This is a genomic window from Dokdonia sp. Asnod2-E02, assembly GCF_045063915.1.
In the GTDB taxonomy this organism is placed as follows: domain Bacteria; phylum Bacteroidota; class Bacteroidia; order Flavobacteriales; family Flavobacteriaceae; genus Dokdonia.
The window spans coordinates 304,285-320,276 of sequence record NZ_JBEFNX010000005.1; the positions used below are offsets into that span (position 1 = coordinate 304,285).

The window sequence follows — 15,992 nt, forward strand, 5'->3', positions numbered from 1 at the left end:
AATTATCGTTATGTTCGTATAGCCTTATTTATCCCCCATAAAACAGTCACTTATGAAAAAGGAAACCTACTTAATTATTCTTGCGTTTTTCTCAATTTATGTCTTTTGGGGCTCTACTTATTTATGGAATAAGATTGTAGTGAGTGAGGCTCCCGCTTTTATGCTTGCGGGATTGCGATTTACAATGGCTGGATCGCTTATTTTTCTCATAGCAAAGATGACAGGAAAATCACTTAAGGTTACTCCAAAACAGCTGCGCAACTGTGTTCTGGCGGGGTTTTTCTTTCTGGTGTATGGTAATGGAGTTTTTGTATGGGCACTTAATTATGTAGATAGTGGTTTTGCCGCATTGCTTGCTGCGCTGCAACCGCTATCCATCTTATTGTTAATGAGAATTACCCAAAAGAAAGGTCTCAAGCCTAAATCTATTATAGGCGTACTATTAGGGCTTATAGGTATGTATTTACTCGTGTCACAGCAAGAAATTGCGATGAAAGAAGGTGCTGCTCTAGGTATAGGAATGATTTTCACCTGTATTTTAAGTTGGAGTATAGGGAGTCTATTTGTAGCAAAAGCAGACCTTCCTAAAAACTTCTTCATCACAACAGGGTACCAGATGGTAAGCGCTGGTATCTTATTATGGATTATAAGCCTAATTATTAATGAATCGTGGGTTTTTCCAAACGCCTGGAGCACACGCGCACAAATATCTATGGTGTGCCTCGTTATATTTGGTGGGATTGCTGCATTTACCTCTTTTAACTATTTACTCAAGAAAGTATCTACAGAGAAGGTTGCAACCTCTGCCTATGTAAATCCAGTGGTTGCATTATTTTTAGGGTGGTATTTTCTTGATGAGCAAGTCACCTTACAATCTATGATTGCTGCCGTAGTACTTCTAAGCGGTGTTTATTTTATAAATAGTGTAAAGAAAACTCATAATACAGCCTTAAGAAAGCCCTGGCGTAGAGGTAGGGGCTAAAGGATTTAAAACGCTTTATAGTATATAAAAAAGTCTCGCTTCAAGGCGAGACTTTTTTTATGATAAGCTATGAATTCTACTATACAAACTTTGTTTCTTGTGTATCTAGAGCTTCCTTTGCATCTACTATAGTTGCGTCTTCAATATCACTTGCGTGAGCAGTTTTATGTTGTGCCGTATTATTTGCCTTAGATAACTCTCTGTCAAGAGCATTTTTTAAACTTGTGAGTTTTTCAGACACTTGATCTTCTACTTCGTTATAACTTTCTTTAAGTGTATCACCAGCCTTTCTTGCTTTGTCCTTAAGAGCTGCTTTCTCCTCTGGTGATAGTTTATTGTATTTATATAAGCCTAGAGCTCCCGCTGCAACAGCAAGTAGGCCTAGTATTCCCTTTGTGTTATTATTCATAATTATATCTTTTAAGTTGAATATATAATATACAAATTCTGAACCAATTCTTTTTACAGCAGTAGGGTATTGGGATTTTGTTAATACACTTTTAGCAAAAAGCAGAATTTATTTATGACATCATCACTTTACATATGTGATTACGCTTTCGCGAAAGCATAACAAAAAATAGCTCAATTATTACTAAGCTACAGCCTCTGTCATTGCATAATAGTGCAAGATGTTTTTATAAAAAGAGATGTTTTCTTTAGTCTCACGTATACAAGATTTTAAAAACTTCTGTAAATCGTCAAAAGTAATTTCTACCTCGGCTCCTTTTTCTAGCATATCTACACCTAGTAATGCGGTGCCATTATCTATATCAAGTACCACAGATGTAGCATTAAAATGATTTTTAATAATAGCGATATGCAATTGTTTAAAGCTGGCTCTACGTTGATAACGGAAGTCTGTAGAGTACTCTATAAGATTACTAATACTTCTTACGATGGTGTTGTTTGGTTGGATCATAGCGTTTGGTTTTTTTCTTTTGAACATCATAAAAGTAAAATGTTAAGTGTTAATAAAAATCTAACTATCAGTAATTTATAAATTGTTTAACTTGAATTGTTAAAGGTTGCACAAAACAAGAAGACGCTAGTAATTGTACGTTTTACATAGCCCAGTTAGATCTTTTGTGAGCTACACTTTATTGATCAAATTAAGTATTGTTCTGATTATTAGCGCTATATGTTTTTCTGCTTACGTTTTTGATAAAGGACGGCACTGAGCTCTTAAGTAATTTGTTGTGTTATTTTCTTTAAATAAACGCGCTCTTAAAACCATAAATAAGGCGTACTTTCGCGCTCTTATAAAAGCCCTGATTATGAAGCGAATAAATGAATACAAAAAACTCTTTGGAGTTGAAAAAGAAATAGATCTTAAAATGCTCAAAAAGAGCTATAGAAACCTTGTAAAAGAGTGGCATCCAGATAAGTTTCAAGCAGGAGATCCTAAGCAAGAAGAGGCAGAGCTGCAAAGCCGTCGCATCATAGATGGTTACCACTTTCTAGTAAGTATGGCACCTGAGACTAAGGAAGCAAATCTTGAAGCATATACAGAAACCATAACAAATGCTGCCATTGCAGATTACCAACATAAAGGGTTACTTCTTGAGGTTACTTTTACAGATGGGACAACTTACGAGTATTTTGGCGTTACTAAGAAAACGTATATAAAGATGGTTAACGCAGGTAATCTTAACCGTTTTGCAAAGCGTAGTATTTACCCTAAGCATAACTACCGTAAGTCAAAAAGACATTTACAAGAAGCATAAAACAAACGCACATCTAGTAAACAGATTATAAGGCACATTATATATGACAAGTACATTTACAGCACTAGGAATCACAAACTCAATACAAGAAGCACTGGCTGCTCTTGATATCACACAACCTACAGACATACAGCAACAAGCAATACCTGCACTACTTACGTCAAAAAAGGATGTCGTGGCCCTAGCGCAAACTGGTACTGGTAAAACGCTAGCCTTTGGCGTGCCTTTATTGCAACTTATAGATCGTACTAATCCTACGGTGCAGGCTGTTATACTTGTCCCTACACGAGAACTAGGACAACAGATATATTCAAACATTGTAGCCTATGCAGCACAATTACCAGAAGTATCGGCAGCGGTGTTTTATGGAGGAATACCTGTAAAAGAAAATGTAGAACGTCTTAAAGAGCCCGCTCAGATTGTAATTGCAACACCTGGACGTCTTATAGACTTAATGGAGCGTAAAGCAATAAACATCTCTCAAGCCAATTATCTTGTGCTAGATGAGGCAGATGAGATGGTAAGTGCTCTTAAAGATAGTATAGATATCATTGTAGAGACAATGCCTAATAATAGGCGTACCTTCTTATTTTCTGCAACGATGCCTGGTACGGTTAAACAACTCGTACAAAATTACCTGTCTAAAAATCCGCTAGAGATTACTGCAGAGCGAGCAAATCTCGCTAGTCACAAAATCACACACGATTATGTAGTCGTAGAGCCTATAGAGAAGCTAGATGTATTAATGCATTTCTTAAACTCAAAAATAGGGGAGCGTGGTATTATCTTCTGTAAGACAAAGGCAGCTGTAAATAAACTTGCAAAAAACCTGGCTATTAATAAGTTTTCTTCTGGGGCCTTGCACGGTAGCTTGAGCCAGGCTATACGTGACCGTATGATGGGACAGTTTAGAGAAGGTCATATAGACATACTCGTAGCGACAGATCTTGCGGCACGTGGTATAGATGTAAAAGAAATCTCTTATGTGGTTAACTACCACTTACCAGAGTTTTATGATATGTATGTACATAGAACGGGACGTACTGCCAGAGCAGGAAAAACAGGCTATGCGCTTACTGTTTTACAACAAGAAGAAGTTGCAGAAATACCAGAATTTGAAGAAGAGCTGGGAATCACTTTTTCCGCTTTCGCGAAAGCGTCACCTCAAGAAATCGCAGATAATAATCTCATACTCTGGGCGCGTAAAATTTTTAAAACAAAGCCTAATCGTGAGCTCTCACCAGAACTAAGAGATAAAGTACACAAGGTTTTTCACCACCTTACTAAGGAAGAACTTATAGATAAGCTACTTGCAGGGCAGACCTCTTAAAACTGTAAGTCTGCCTTAAATTCTATTGCTTCAGAGATGGCTCGGTTCTTTACTTCATTATTATAAGTAATACCCCAGCGCGTACGATCTATTTTAAAATGAGCTTTAAAGGATCTTGCTTGACCATCTAAGATGGCATAAAACTTTATATTTTTTGTAACCTCTTTAATAGTAAGGTCTGCAAAGACTTCGTGTGTATTAGTATCTTCAAAATATGTAATAGAAGTAATGGTTAGACTCGCCTCTGGGTATTTTTCTATATAGAAGAAGTCTTCATCTTTGAGATGCGTCACAGGACCTCTGTTATGTAGATGATCTTCATTAGTAATAGACGTCATATCTATCGTAAAAGAACCACCTATCACATTATCATTTATACTGTTGAGATAACCATCTTTAAAGTATACCTCGCCATTGTGTTCACTTACGTTAAAAACGTATGACCCCTTCCAGTGCAAGATACTTTTACCCGTGTCGAGATTGTGAGTTTCTGGTGCGACTACTTGTGAGTGTATTTGAGAAGTTACTACTAAAATAATGAGTGTGCTTATGAGCTTATACATAGGTTTAATATTTTGGAAGTAAAACTAGAAGCACACCGCTACAAAAGTGTCAAAAGAATGTAAAAGAACTGTCAACGGTTGTAAAATCTCGATTTTTTGGCGGTTCTTTGTGATAGGATGAATAAAACGAGACTCTTATTAATATGTCTTTTTGTAATGTGTGCAAGCATATCTTGGTTATTACCTCAAGCCGATATGCCGGCTACTATGCGTGAAGAACGCAGTAAGATTGTTATACGCGAAGTGGGTAACCAGCTATTACTTGCACAACGAGACACTATATCTCGCATACTACCTGTGCGTCAACTTGAGAGCGACATTTACGTACTTGCTTTCTCTAGTGATTTATCCTTCTTACCAGAACAGCTTGTAGCCATCGCTAGTGAGCAATTTACTAGAGCTCAGTTTCCTAAAAATTATATTATCGAAGTTTATCAGTGCTATGATAATGAGGTAGCTTATAGTTTTGAAATCAATAAAACCATTGCAAATACGATTGTTCCCTGCTCTGGCCGCAAGTTGCCGTTAGATTGTTATACAATCAAAATCCAATTTATAGAAGAAAATATTGCCCCTTCTCAAACATCCTATTCAAAGATGGGACTACTATTTATAGCAGGTGGTGCTTTATTATTTTTAGGATTCCGCTTTCGCGAAAGCAAAAAAGAAATCATTTCAATTTCTAAAAAAGGAGTGAGCCTAGGTAGTTTTAATTTCTACCCAGAAGAGCATAAGCTTATGAGAGATAACGATGAACTTGTCTTATCAAAAAAAGAATGTGAATTACTAACCCTATTTGCTCAAAAACCTAATGAAATAATTAAACGGGAAGAGTTATCAAAAAAGGTCTGGGAAGATAATGGAGTGATTGTGGGTAGAAGTCTAGACACTTATGTCTCAAAACTTAGAAAAAAACTGCAAACAGACCCTTCTATAAGGCTAACAAACATACACGGAGTTGGGTATAAACTAGAGATAAGGTAGTAGATAAAAGCAATTTTTCATTTTCAAATTTACTGCAGATAAATAATTATAGCCTTGTTATTATTACTTAGCTTTGGCTATGACATTAAAACAAAGCCTTTTACTAGTGAGTCTTATCTTAACTAGTAACCTATTTGCTCAAGAAAAGCAACCTTCAGATATATTTTGGGAAACACTCGCTAGTCATTGCGGTAAAGCTTACAAGGGTCATCTTGCTTTACCAGAAAATGATGAAGCCTTTGGCGGTAAAGAGCTCGTAATGCACGTGCGCTCTTGCTCAGATAACGAGATAAAGGTTCCTTTCTTTGTAGGAGAAGATAGATCGCGTACTTGGGTCTTTACAAAGAAGGATGGTATTATCACTTTAAAACACGATCATCGCCACGAGGACGGTAGTGAAGATGCCGTAACTCAATATGGAGGTACAGCAAGTAATATGGGGAAGGTAGATATTCAATTCTTTCCTGCAGATCCACATACACAACAACTTATACCTGCCGCAGCAACAAACGTCTGGTGGGTAACTCTAGATGACACCACCTTTACATATAATTTAAGAAGACTAGGCCGCGATAGTGTCTTTAAAGTAGTGATGGATATCACAAAGCCTATTGCCACACCAGAAGCGCCTTGGGGCTGGAAAGATTAAATAATAACGAGATTACAACAAACACAACCAACTATGAAAAAACTATGGTATCTCTCAATGATTGCTGCTAGCTTTATAGCCTGTGAGCAGTCTGAGCAAAAAAACGAAACACACCCTGAGGTAGTCTTTGACGGAATATCTGAACAATTTGCTCCAGGTGATGATTTTTATAATCACGTGAATAAAAACTGGTATGATAATGCTGTCATTGCAGATGACCAAGTGGGAGTGGGAGCATATCGTTTTCTTAACATACCACAACAAGAGCTTCTTAAAAATATACTCGAAGAGGTTTCTGAGCAATCACACGACAAGGGTAGTGTTGAGCAACTAGTGGGAGATTTTTATGCCTCTGGTATGGATGCGCTCAGTATTGATAAGCGTGGTATCACGCCTATACAACCACTGCTAGAAAAGATAGATGGTACTTCTACTACAGAGGAGTTGATGGATGTAGTAGCAAATCAAATTAAAACGGGTGATTATTCCTTTCTAGCACCTTACATCTCACCAGATCAAAAAAACAGCAAGCTTAACATCTTGCATCTAGCTCAAACGGGATTAGGTCTACCAGATCGTGATTACTACTTTAATGAAGATCCTTCATCTGTAGCCATACAAGATGCGTATAAAACGTATTTAACTACACTTTTTGAATTAGTAGGTGATACAGAAGCGGCGGCGAACGCTGCAATAGTCTACGCTATAGAAAAAGAACTTGCAGATTCTCATAAAACAAGAATACAGCGTCGCGTTATAAAAGATAATTACAACAAAGTCTCGGTAGTAGATCTAAATAATGGACATAATCAAATAGACTGGAAACATATTTTTACAACGCTAGGTACAGATATAGACTCATTAAATGTGAGACAGCCGGCATACTATGATAAAGTAAATGATGTACTTGCGAGTACTTCTCTCAAAGATTTAAAACTTTATGTAAAGGCAAAGTCTTTAAGTAACCACGATAATATATTAAGTACACCTTTTCAAGATGCCTCTTTTGCATATACTAAGGTGATCTCTGGACAAAGCGAGCAACAGTCACGTACTAAACGTATGGTGCGCAATGTAGATAGACAAATAGGATTTGCCTTAGGCCAGCTGTATGTAAAGCGATATTTTAATGAAGAAGCAAAGGAAAGAGCACTTGACCTGGTGAACAATTTTCAGAAATCACTCGAGCAACGCATAGAAAACCTGGAGTGGATGAGTGATAGTACTAAAGTAAAAGCCAAGGAGAAACTCTTTGCTATCAATAAAAAAATAGGATATCCAGATGTATGGAGAACCTACGACGTAGAGATAAACAGAGATCAGTTTTTTGAGAATGTAGTTGCCTTACGTAATGACAGTTACCAGTACGAACTTAAACAACTTAATAAGGCACCTAACCGTGATGAATGGGGTACTACACCATCTACAGTTACCGCTTATTACAACCCATCACTTAACGAGATAGTATTCCCTGCAGGAATATTACAGGCGCCATACTTTGATTTATATGCAGACGATGCTGTAAACTATGGTGGTATAGGGATGGTAATAGGTCACGAGTTTACACACGCCTTTGACGATCAAGGAGCCCAATATGACAAAGAAGGAAATGTAAAAAACTGGTGGACAGAAGAAGATTATACCAAGTTTAAAGCAAAAACACAGCAAATTATAGAGCAGTACGACAGCTTTACTGTTCTTGACAGTGTACACCTTAAAGGAGCACTTACAGTAGGAGAAAACACGGCAGATAATGGCGGAATCTCTATCGCTTATGATGCCTTTAAAAGAACAAAGCAAGGTCAAGACACCACAAAAATAGGAGGTTTTACTCCAGACCAGCGCTTCTTTTTATCTGTAGCGCGTATCTGGCGTGTCAAGACAAGAGATGAGTATTTAAGAAATTATGTAGCTACAGATCCGCACTCACCACCTATCTGGCGTGTAAATGGACCACTTATGAACTTCACTCCATTTTATGAAGCTTTTGACGTAAAAGAGGGGCAAAAGAACTTTAAAACACTAGAAGAAAGAATTAAAATCTGGTAATACGATTTACAAGAGATTTGTATTTACGATATTTGCCACGTAAAAAATTAAAAATAGTGATGAGGAAGAAGAGATTACAATCACTAGGACTTAATTAAAACAACCAAAATAAAATTAAGATATAATGATTAAAGCATTTTTTAATAGACTCTTTGGGTCTACTAAAGCATCGATACGAAAAGAAGGAAAGGTAAAATTTTTCAATACAAAAAAAGGATTTGGATTTATTGCCATAGACAATTCTGACGAGGAGGTTTTTGTACATACTACAAACGTAACTGGAAGATTGAGAGAGAATGACAAAGTTACATTTGAAGTAGAAGACGGAGAAAAAGGACCTAGCGCTGTAAATGTAAAGCGAGTTAAGAAATAATCTTTACTACATATTTTATACGCTCAAGGCGAAATTTTAATAGCGAGTATCAATCTGATACTCGCTATTTTTTTGTGGAATGTTAGATTCTTAAAGTTTTATTAAAATAAACTACCTAACCACCTAGAATACAATTAAATATTGCCATATTCATAAAAAAAAACTTCCATTCTTAAATAGGGTATTTACAAGTGTATTAATTGTTAAAATAGTTTAGATTTGTGTGAAAATTCTCAATATTCCGTTTATAATATGATGTGTATTTAAACTTAATATGACAATATATTACATCAATCAATGAAAAAACGCTTAGCAGTACTATTACTTATAGTATGCTCCTTATCGGTTTACGCACAAGAACCTACCAATAATCAACAGGATGATGATTTATTTGCAGAACTAGACGATCTAACCATCGAGAGTGATAACGAAGTAATTGCCACATTTAAGTCTACACGATTACTTATAGGCCAGTCTACAGAGAGAGTAAAGCAACGCCAGCTTCATTTTAGAATTTCCCACGTCTTTGGAAAAATTAAGGGCATTGATAATTTTTTTGGTCTCGACCAGATTAATAATATGCACATAAGTCTTGAATACGGGTTGACAGACTTCATACAACTGGGCATTGCAAGATCAAACAAACCAGATAAAACCTATTCTAATAGTATTAAAATAAGTGCATTGAGACAGCGAGATGGTGCATCACCTTTTCCTTTCGCTTTAAGCTATTTTGGAAGTCTTGATATAAAAACTAGGGAGTATTTTCCAGAAGCTCGCAATAAAAACTTTAGTGGTAGACTAGAGTATGTAAACCAGCTACTCATAAGCCGTAAGTTCAATAAAGACCTTTCTTTACAAGTGTCACCTACATTTGTATATAGAAACCTTACTGAGACAGAAAATGACCCTAATGCTATATTTTCTATAGCTATGGGAGGACGTTATCTTATATCACGATCTATATCACTTAATGCAGAGTATTACTATACGCTACCCACTTTTGACACGCACGACGGTAGTAAAAACACGCTGGCCGTAGGGATGGATATAGAAACTGGAGGTCACGTTTTTCAATTATACTTTACAAATGCCTTTGCATTACACCCTGGTAAGTTTGCTATTAACCAAAGTGGTGATTTCTTTAATAGAGATATCAATTTTGGGTTCAGTATTCTTAGGGAATTTTCATTTTCAAAAAAATCAAAATAACGCATATATTATGAACAAATCACTTACACTCTTACTCGTACTTCTTACTGTTGCTGTCACTCAGGCACAAGAAAAACTTATCACTCGTACAGGTGTGATCACCTTTTCTTCAGAGACTTCTATGGAAAACATAGAAGCTACTAGCAGCCAGGCTGCTAGTATTTTTGACACTTCAAAAAATGTAATTGCATTTAATGTTCTTTTAAAGTCCTTCAAGTTTGAAAAAGCACTTATGGAAGAACACTTTAATGAAAAGTATGTGCACTCAGATAAGTACCCTGCAGCAAAGTTTAAAGGGACTATAGATCAAGATATAGATCTTAATACTGCACAAGTATATAATGATGTGACTATAAGCGGCTCTATGATTTTACACGGTGTGACGTCTCCAAAAACTGTAAAAGCTGTTATAGAAGTAATGGAAGATAAATCTGTAAAAGTAACAAGTGATTTTAAAATCACCCTTGCAACATACAAGGTTGAGATCCCATCACTGGTAAAAGATAAAATCTCTGCAGATATAGATGTAAACTTAGAAGCAAACTACAAGTAATATGATTAAAAAGATCCTATCGGTAGGTATTGTGGTTGTTATGGTAGCAGCCTCATATGCTTTGTATTTATACAACCTACCGGCAAAAACAGCAGTAGGCGCTACTGCAGATATCACAATGAGCGCAGAAGACTTAATCACAAAATTTGATAGCGAATCTGAGGTAGCAACAACGCTACTAAGTGATATAATAGAAGTAACCGGTACCATAACTCTTATTGAAAAAGGAGAGCTTACAAGCATTATCGTAATCAATGAGCGCATTACTTGTGAGGTTGAAAATGCACAAATAGATAGTACCATTACAACAGGTAGCCAGGTTACTATACGTGGTATTTATAGTGGACTAGAAGAAATGTTTAATGAAATTATACTTTCAAAATGCGTTATTGTAAAGCAATCATAATACTACTTATTTGCACTGCTATAAGTTGTACAACAGAGCAGGCAGATAGTTTGTATCCTGTAAATGATGCACAGGCGCAAGCCTTTTATACTAGTACACTTAAAAATGTAATAGACACCAAGTGTATCTCCTGTCATATCTACCACGTAGAGGGTAATAATCGATATGATAATTATGAGAAGACCAAGTCTAACATTGTACAGATGGTGAGTAGAATTAACTCTAGCTCAAATACCGTAATGCCTCCAGCAGATGCCACACAACTTACCGAAGAAGAGGCAAGTTACTTTCAAGAGTTTCTAGACCTTCTCAATGCAGATGATGATACTCCAGAGCCACGCGTGCAAATAGAGTGGACAGCTTATAAATATCCAGATTATGATAATAGGGCAGGAGTGAGCGGTACATTTGATACAGTAACATATACTTTTAATGAAAGTGGTGATACACCGGTTTCAATTCTAGAAGATGCAATTGTAACAGTAGATGCCAGTTCTGTAAACGTGGGTAATGAGTCAGAACGCACTCAAAATGTATTTACATTTTTTGCGGCATTTACCCCAGATATAGTAGGGACAGTAACAAGCTTTACTGACACAACTGTCACTATAGATTTTGAAATGAACTCAATTACCACTACTCAAGTTTTTGACGTAACAATACTTTCGGATAGACTTGTACTCACGGGATCCATTCCTGATCTAAGTATTTATAACTGGGATGCTGGTTATGATGCTCTAGAAGCCGTTTGTGGTGAATATCACGAGAATAAACTATGGGAAGATGTAGATGTTACAATAGACATTCTCTTAGAAGAATAGATAAAGACATATAACAAGGTTAAACTCCATAAGCATATTCGTGTTTATGGAGTTTTTTTTACGCTTTCGCGAAAGCGTAATATCGCTATATAAAAGAATCGCAGAGTATAAAGGGGCTTTTACAGAAAGTCATACTGTAACGACTTAAAATCAAAAAAGCACACGTTTAATCACAGTACATTTATCAAACAAAAAGATAAGCTTACTATGACAAAAACACTAGCCATACTACTAATTGTGATGAATGTAGCCCTTGTAAATGCTACATCTCCTAATGACTATCGTAAAAAGAAGGATACAAAGATTACACCAACTGCCACCACAGATGGTACGTATATCTATGTAGACATACGCACTGCAGATCAGGGGGTTATCACTTCATTTTTAAGAAGAGGTTTTACAGTATATTTTGATAAAAAGGGAAAAAAGAAAAAAAGAGTAGGAGTAAGCAGTCCTACATTAGATCGAAAAAAACTAGGTAATACCCCGTCAAATTCTAACGAAAGAGAATCTAGAAACTCTGACGAAGAAAGAGAATTGCCCGTTGCACGTATGATAGAAGATATAGACCGTAAAGCTGTTTATATAAAAGACGACAGCGCGCAAGAGTTTCACCTAGACTTTAATGCGCTAGATATCACAATTAACTACAGTTATCAAAAAGAACCACAAGGAGGCATTCTTGTATATAAACTCAAAATACCCGTTTCAAAAATTGATGAGAATCCTATTGATTTTGAAAAACTAACTTTAGGTATCATTTCTACATCACTACCCGAAAGAGAAAATCAAGGCCCTCAAGACCGTGGAGGTTTGTCTCTAGGTGGTGGCGGTAGATCACAAGGTGGTCCTGGTGGAGGAAACCGTGGTGGAGGTGGAGGCCGTCCCGGTGGACAAGGACAGGGTGGTGGTCAAAAAAAGGCACCACAACAATCTGAAGACGTAGCGCTATGGTTTGGTCTCACAATAGGCTAAATCTCCCCATTTGATAAAGCACCAATAATTGGTGGTTGACTATGTATGTTTAAAAAGGCTTCTCTTGATTGAGAGGCTTTTTTTACGCTTTCGCGAAAGCGTACTTATAGGTTTTAATAGTAAATAGATAAAGGCGGTCTACTTGATGTAAACCGCCTTCATAAAAGTTATAGACATCTGTTATTCTTCTTCGCCAGTAAGAGAGTCTGCCATTGCAAGCTCTTCATTCTCACTATTATCTACAGGCACAGAATCTTTTACTCTTGTAAACTCTTCCAGACGTTCTAGATCTCCTTCTTCACCAGAAAAGTATGGAAAGACATCTTCTATAGGTGACTCAGCAATGGCCGGTATGGTGTATTCACCCATAGTATCCTTCATAGTAGAAACCGTGTTATCAAAGGCTTCTTTAACGTCATTTGCTTGCACGAGTAGGTATAGACTCGTTTTGCGCTCCTTACCGCTTTCCTCATCATAAGCTATGAGAGATACACGTGATTTAAACCATCTGTCTGTATTTTCAAAAGGGTGAATCTCTGCATAGTTTGCCACCTTGATGTTTGTAATTTTAATTTCTTCACTATCTGGAAGGTAAGCTGCCATCTCTTGTGTGATTCTACTTTCGGCCTCTGTATATGAAATTGCATCTACTAGAAAAGGTGCTGTTTTAACCTTTTGCGTTCCCGATGCTTCATCTAATTTTCTATATTTTACTTTACACTCGTACCACGTTGCGCTCATATCTATTTTGTTTTAAGGTTGCCAAAAATAGGGTATTGTAAATGTCAAAAAAGTAATGCCTTGTAATAGATATTCACAATTTGAATATGTGATTTATACAGTGTTTATAGTGAATACTTTAAAGGTTTTATGTCGCAAAAAATTTCGGTTAAAGATGCTATAGATGTAATAAAACGATATGTTGCGAATAAATATGAACGTAGTACGGTTGATATAGCACCTTAAAGAATACCTAATACTGATTACAATACACTGTAAATTAGTGCATCTTATTTATAACTAATGTTATGCTCTTAGTCATAATTATAGGCTTTTCACCTATTTTTAAAATATTCTTGTCTATCTTTTAACACCCCAAAAAATAATTCTCTTGAAAAACAAGCTCCTCATTATCATAATAATATGTTGTTACGGTGGGCTCGTTTATTGCCAGACTGGTAATAATAAAGTAGTAGATAGTGTAACTGTTCTTCTGTCTTTATCTAAAGATGAAAACATAAGCGGTAACTACAAAGAGGGGCTACAATATGCCACCTCTGCTGTGCAATATGCAAATCAGTATAAGGATAAATCACTACAGGCAAAGGCCTACGTAAGTCTAGCCAATACCTATCAAGCTATAAAAGATTATGCTGAGGCAAAAAAATACTACAACCTCGCATTAGATAAAAATACGGATGATTACTTTGTAAACGTAGCTTCACTTAATGGTCTCGGTAATATATATTCTATGGATATTGCCACTGCAGACAAGGCTGCAGCTTTCTTTGAAAGATCAATAGATTATACATTAGAAGCAGGTAACACTGAGCATTCTTTTTACACCTACTATAATATAGCTGGTATGTATCTTAATTTTAAAGATCCAGATAAGGCTTATCCCTACATTTTAGAAGCTAATAAGTTGTTACCTACTATTCAAGAAGAAGATCCTATCTATGTACTCTTACAACAGTTAAACTTTGCTATCTATTACAACCAAAAGGAAAACCATACACTCGCGCTAACATATATTGATAAAGCGCTAGAAATAGGAGAGGAGCATACCCTCACCAGAGAACTTATAGATATTTATGATTTTAAAAGTGAGATACATCAAGAGCGAGGGGAATATGATTTAGCACTAGCAAGTCTAAAAAAACATTTTTATTATAAAGATTTAGATTTTAATGAGGTAAAAACTCTTCAAATAGAGCAGGTTGAAGCAGATTTTAAAGTAAAAGAGTTTCAACAAAAAGCAGAAGCATCTCAATTAAAATCAAATTTTATCGCCATATTAGGAGTTGGTATACTATTATTTTTAAGTACTTGCTTTCTTGTATTTTATAATTATAAGAGACGGTTATCTTTTACACAACTTGAGAAAAAAAATGATGCCTTATTGCAAGCAAAAAATGAAGCTGAACACGCAAATCAAATCAAATCAGAGCTACTAGTCAATATTAGTCACGATTTAAGAACACCACTTTATGGCGTTGTAGGCATTACTGAGATGCTTATGGAAAATCCTTCCATCATTAAAACGAAAAAAGGACTTTTAAACTCTTTAAAATTCTCTGGAGATCATTTAAAATCTGTTGTAAATAACATTCTAAAAATTAACGAGGTAGAATCTAATAAAATCACAGTCAATCAATCTAAGGTCAATATAAAAACCCTTCTAGAGAACGTTGTAAACTCATTAAAATATCTCGCAGATCAACAAGAAACTCAACTGATATTAGATATTAAAGAAGAGGTTTACACGTATTATATGCTGGATGAAGTAAATCTCTCTGATGTACTATTAAAGCTTATTGATAATGCGATAAAAAACACTCAAAAAGGTACCGTAACTCTAAGTGTAAGCTTATCAAAAAGAGAAAAAAGCAAAGATCATGTAACATTTAAAATCTCAGACACTGGAACAGGAATTTCTAAAGAAAATCTAGCCGTTATTTTTGATAGTTTTAAACAAGGTAACTCAGAAGAAAACACCGCGTACGGCATTGGTTTGGGACTGCCTATTGTTAAGTCGTTGATAGAGGTTATGGGTAGTAAATTAACTGTAGTTAGTGATATAGGTTTAGGGTCACAATTCTCATTTACACTAGAATGTGAAATTACAAACGAAGACAATCAGTTAGACGATATTTCTATACATAAGAGTTTACATATCCTAATAGTTGAAGACAACAAAATCAACCAGTTAGTAACCCAAAAACTAATAAGCTCATTGGGTCACAGCTGTACCATTACTGTAAATGGAGAAGAGGCTATAAAAGAATGCAACAACACCCATTTTGACTTAATACTTATGGATCTCAATATGCCTGTGATGAATGGATTTGAAGCCTCAGAAGTAATCTCCACAGAAAATAAAAATATCCCTATCATTGCATTAACAGCACTAGAAATTAGCGAGGTTAAAGAACGATGTCACAATGTGGGAATATGTGCTATCGTAAATAAACCTGTAGATAAAGAAGCTCTAGAGGATATTATAAGAAAGAATCTCTCCTTCGTAAAAAGTACCTAGCTTCTTAAAGTGTATAACTTCTACAGCATAGCATTTTATTGCTTTCTATTACCAAAGCTCACACCTTGAGTACTATCAATCACTTTAACTGGCAAAAATAGGGTCTAAGGAG

The 15,992-nt window shown here is 35.9% G+C and carries 17 protein-coding genes; 13 read left to right on the forward strand and 4 right to left on the reverse strand.

The window, feature by feature from the left end; translation table 11 throughout:
- Positions 1 to 52 precede the first annotated feature (52 nt).
- Positions 53 to 982, forward strand: coding sequence for an EamA family transporter (locus ACJJVM_RS01350; protein ID WP_405210531.1), 930 nt, complete (start codon positions 53 to 55; stop codon positions 980 to 982).
- 79 nt (positions 983 to 1,061) lie between these two features.
- Here the strand turns inward: ACJJVM_RS01350 and ACJJVM_RS01355 are convergent, their stop codons facing one another.
- Positions 1,062 to 1,391, reverse strand: coding sequence for a YtxH domain-containing protein (locus ACJJVM_RS01355; protein ID WP_405210532.1), 330 nt, complete (start codon positions 1,389 to 1,391; stop codon positions 1,062 to 1,064).
- A gap of 183 nt (positions 1,392 to 1,574) precedes the next feature.
- Positions 1,575 to 1,901: a hypothetical protein gene (locus ACJJVM_RS01360; RefSeq protein WP_298350668.1), complete on the reverse strand. Its 327-nt coding sequence runs from the start codon at positions 1,899 to 1,901 to the stop codon at positions 1,575 to 1,577.
- A 355-nt stretch (positions 1,902 to 2,256) separates the two neighbouring features.
- On the opposite strand from ACJJVM_RS01360, the gene ACJJVM_RS01365 reads away from it, so the two are divergent.
- The gene (locus ACJJVM_RS01365) at positions 2,257 to 2,706 is read left to right on the forward strand and encodes a KTSC domain-containing protein (RefSeq protein WP_298350666.1); all 450 of its coding nucleotides are present in this window, start codon (positions 2,257 to 2,259) and stop codon (positions 2,704 to 2,706) included.
- 43 nt (positions 2,707 to 2,749) lie between these two features.
- The gene (locus ACJJVM_RS01370) at positions 2,750 to 4,036 is read left to right on the forward strand and encodes a DEAD/DEAH box helicase (protein WP_405210533.1); all 1,287 of its coding nucleotides are present in this window, start codon (positions 2,750 to 2,752) and stop codon (positions 4,034 to 4,036) included.
- Here the strand turns inward: ACJJVM_RS01370 and ACJJVM_RS01375 are convergent.
- The gene (locus ACJJVM_RS01375) at positions 4,033 to 4,599 is read right to left on the reverse strand and encodes a YceI family protein (protein ID WP_405210535.1); all 567 of its coding nucleotides are present in this window, start codon (positions 4,597 to 4,599) and stop codon (positions 4,033 to 4,035) included. The genes ACJJVM_RS01370 and ACJJVM_RS01375 overlap by 4 nt on opposite strands.
- A gap of 156 nt (positions 4,600 to 4,755) precedes the next feature.
- Between ACJJVM_RS01375 and ACJJVM_RS01380 the strand changes: the two genes are divergently transcribed.
- The 9 genes from ACJJVM_RS01380 to ACJJVM_RS01420 all read left to right on the forward strand — a co-directional run bounded on the left by ACJJVM_RS01380 (position 4,756) and on the right by ACJJVM_RS01420 (position 12,621).
- Positions 4,756 to 5,583, forward strand: a complete 828-nt coding sequence (locus ACJJVM_RS01380) for a winged helix-turn-helix domain-containing protein (protein WP_405210536.1) — start codon at positions 4,756 to 4,758, stop codon at positions 5,581 to 5,583.
- 79 nt (positions 5,584 to 5,662) lie between these two features.
- Positions 5,663 to 6,232, forward strand: a complete 570-nt coding sequence (locus ACJJVM_RS01385; RefSeq protein ID WP_405210537.1) for a hypothetical protein — start codon at positions 5,663 to 5,665, stop codon at positions 6,230 to 6,232.
- Positions 6,233 to 6,265: 33 nt separating this feature from the next.
- Positions 6,266 to 8,281, forward strand: coding sequence for a M13 family metallopeptidase (locus ACJJVM_RS01390; protein ID WP_405210538.1), 2,016 nt, complete (start codon positions 6,266 to 6,268; stop codon positions 8,279 to 8,281).
- Between the two features lie 124 nt (positions 8,282 to 8,405).
- On the forward strand, positions 8,406 to 8,654 hold the full coding sequence (locus ACJJVM_RS01395; RefSeq protein ID WP_021779133.1) for a cold-shock protein: 249 nt from the start codon (positions 8,406 to 8,408) through the stop codon (positions 8,652 to 8,654).
- A 297-nt stretch (positions 8,655 to 8,951) separates the two neighbouring features.
- Entirely contained in the window at positions 8,952 to 9,866 is a 915-nt protein-coding gene (locus ACJJVM_RS01400) for a DUF5777 family beta-barrel protein (protein ID WP_299150243.1), read from the forward strand.
- A 10-nt stretch (positions 9,867 to 9,876) separates the two neighbouring features.
- A complete protein-coding gene (locus tag ACJJVM_RS01405) occupies positions 9,877 to 10,419 on the forward strand; it encodes a YceI family protein (protein WP_405210539.1) in 543 nt (180 codons plus the stop codon).
- A 1-nt stretch (position 10,420) separates the two neighbouring features.
- Positions 10,421 to 10,825: an OB-fold protein gene (locus tag ACJJVM_RS01410; protein WP_405210540.1), complete on the forward strand. Its 405-nt coding sequence runs from the start codon at positions 10,421 to 10,423 to the stop codon at positions 10,823 to 10,825.
- Positions 10,801 to 11,646 (forward strand): YceI family protein, encoded by an 846-nt coding sequence (locus ACJJVM_RS01415; RefSeq protein ID WP_405210541.1) that lies wholly within the window; start codon positions 10,801 to 10,803, stop codon positions 11,644 to 11,646. The genes ACJJVM_RS01410 and ACJJVM_RS01415 overlap by 25 nt, the downstream gene beginning before the upstream one ends.
- Before the next feature lie 207 nt (positions 11,647 to 11,853).
- Positions 11,854 to 12,621 (forward strand): hypothetical protein, encoded by a 768-nt coding sequence (locus ACJJVM_RS01420; RefSeq protein ID WP_405210543.1) that lies wholly within the window; start codon positions 11,854 to 11,856, stop codon positions 12,619 to 12,621.
- A 180-nt stretch (positions 12,622 to 12,801) separates the two neighbouring features.
- Here the strand turns inward: ACJJVM_RS01420 and ACJJVM_RS01425 are convergent, their stop codons facing one another.
- The gene (locus ACJJVM_RS01425; RefSeq protein ID WP_021779126.1) at positions 12,802 to 13,362 is read right to left on the reverse strand and encodes a DUF4494 domain-containing protein; all 561 of its coding nucleotides are present in this window, start codon (positions 13,360 to 13,362) and stop codon (positions 12,802 to 12,804) included.
- Positions 13,363 to 13,732: 370 nt separating this feature from the next.
- Here ACJJVM_RS01425 and ACJJVM_RS01430 point away from each other — a divergent pair, with 370 nt between their 5' ends.
- Complete coding sequence (locus ACJJVM_RS01430) at positions 13,733 to 15,880, forward strand: response regulator (RefSeq protein ID WP_405210544.1); 2,148 nt, start codon at positions 13,733 to 13,735, stop codon at positions 15,878 to 15,880.
- The last annotated feature ends 112 nt before the right edge of the window (positions 15,881 to 15,992 follow it).

What these genes read in the sequence shown, in the direction of transcription:
- ACJJVM_RS01410 (WP_405210540.1), top strand. Translation starts at nt 10,421, where the DNA reads ATGATTAAAAAGATCCTATCGGTAGGTATTGTGGTTGTTATGGTAGCA.
- ACJJVM_RS01420 (WP_405210543.1), top strand. Translation starts at nt 11,854, where the DNA reads ATGACAAAAACACTAGCCATACTACTAATTGTGATGAATGTAGCCCTT.
- ACJJVM_RS01360 (WP_298350668.1), bottom strand. Translation starts at nt 1,901, where the DNA reads ATGATCCAACCAAACAACACCATCGTAAGAAGTATTAGTAATCTTATA.
- ACJJVM_RS01365 (WP_298350666.1), top strand. Translation starts at nt 2,257, where the DNA reads ATGAAGCGAATAAATGAATACAAAAAACTCTTTGGAGTTGAAAAAGAA.
- ACJJVM_RS01425 (WP_021779126.1), bottom strand. Translation starts at nt 13,362, where the DNA reads ATGAGCGCAACGTGGTACGAGTGTAAAGTAAAATATAGAAAATTAGAT.
- ACJJVM_RS01350 (WP_405210531.1), top strand. Translation starts at nt 53, where the DNA reads ATGAAAAAGGAAACCTACTTAATTATTCTTGCGTTTTTCTCAATTTAT.
- ACJJVM_RS01390 (WP_405210538.1), top strand. Translation starts at nt 6,266, where the DNA reads ATGAAAAAACTATGGTATCTCTCAATGATTGCTGCTAGCTTTATAGCC.
- ACJJVM_RS01415 (WP_405210541.1), top strand. Translation starts at nt 10,801, where the DNA reads ATGCGTTATTGTAAAGCAATCATAATACTACTTATTTGCACTGCTATA.
- ACJJVM_RS01395 (WP_021779133.1), top strand. Translation starts at nt 8,406, where the DNA reads ATGATTAAAGCATTTTTTAATAGACTCTTTGGGTCTACTAAAGCATCG.
- ACJJVM_RS01380 (WP_405210536.1), top strand. Translation starts at nt 4,756, where the DNA reads ATGTGTGCAAGCATATCTTGGTTATTACCTCAAGCCGATATGCCGGCT.
- ACJJVM_RS01355 (WP_405210532.1), bottom strand. Translation starts at nt 1,391, where the DNA reads ATGAATAATAACACAAAGGGAATACTAGGCCTACTTGCTGTTGCAGCG.
- ACJJVM_RS01370 (WP_405210533.1), top strand. Translation starts at nt 2,750, where the DNA reads ATGACAAGTACATTTACAGCACTAGGAATCACAAACTCAATACAAGAA.
- ACJJVM_RS01375 (WP_405210535.1), bottom strand. Translation starts at nt 4,599, where the DNA reads ATGTATAAGCTCATAAGCACACTCATTATTTTAGTAGTAACTTCTCAA.
- ACJJVM_RS01400 (WP_299150243.1), top strand. Translation starts at nt 8,952, where the DNA reads ATGAAAAAACGCTTAGCAGTACTATTACTTATAGTATGCTCCTTATCG.
- ACJJVM_RS01405 (WP_405210539.1), top strand. Translation starts at nt 9,877, where the DNA reads ATGAACAAATCACTTACACTCTTACTCGTACTTCTTACTGTTGCTGTC.
- ACJJVM_RS01385 (WP_405210537.1), top strand. Translation starts at nt 5,663, where the DNA reads ATGACATTAAAACAAAGCCTTTTACTAGTGAGTCTTATCTTAACTAGT.